Below are 728 nucleotides of genomic sequence, written 5' to 3'. Positions count from 1 at the left end.
TGTACCAACAGAATTGAAAGAAGGCGATCCATGTGCACTGAAATACGCTTCAACTGACTTCGACCCTTACAAATCTGACGCGTTCTACTACACAGAAGGTAACGCGTGGCAATGGCAATGGGCGTTCATGCAAGACTTAGACAAGCTGACTGAAATCATGGGCGGCACACAAGGTCTGAACGACAAGCTGAACAACCTATTTACTGCCGATCCAAATGGCGGCGAAGCGCACCAAGACATGACAGGTTACATAGGTCAGTACATTCATGGTAACGAGCCTTCGCACCACGTCATCTACTTGTACAACCGTACTGAAGAGTCTTACAAGGCGCAGGAATACCTAGACCAAGTTTACGACCAGTTCTACAAACCGACGCCAGACGGCATCATCGGTAACGAAGACGTAGGTCAAATGTCCGCGTGGTACTTGATGTCAGCACTGGGCTTCTACCAAATTTCGCCAACCGATCCAACCTACAGCATCGGTCGTCCAATCTTCGACAAAGCGACGGTAGACATTGGCTCTGGCACCTTCACGGTAACGGCTGAGAACAACGGTCCAGACAACATGTACATCAAAGAAGTGACCATAAACGGTAAGCCTCTGGATGTGTACAACACCTTCCAGCACAGCGCATTCAAAGCAGGCGGCGAACTGCACTTCGTGATGACGGCTGACAAGTCTGAAGCAATGCAAGCCAACCTAGGCGAATAATGATTTTGAGGGG

At 49.5% G+C, this 728-nt stretch carries 1 protein-coding gene; it reads left to right on the top strand.

Features of this window, described 5'->3' with window-relative positions; translation table 11 throughout:
- A partial coding sequence (locus tag R7Z47_RS24805; RefSeq protein WP_318130756.1) for a glycoside hydrolase domain-containing protein occupies positions 1-715 on the top strand: 715 nt, incomplete at its 5' end.
- Between the last annotated feature and the right edge of the window lie 13 nt (positions 716-728).

This window comes from Vibrio sp. 1641, assembly GCF_033339995.1.
Classification (GTDB): Bacteria; Pseudomonadota; Gammaproteobacteria; order Enterobacterales; family Vibrionaceae; genus Vibrio; species Vibrio alginolyticus.
This window is presented reverse-complemented; position numbering and strand designations above follow the sequence as displayed.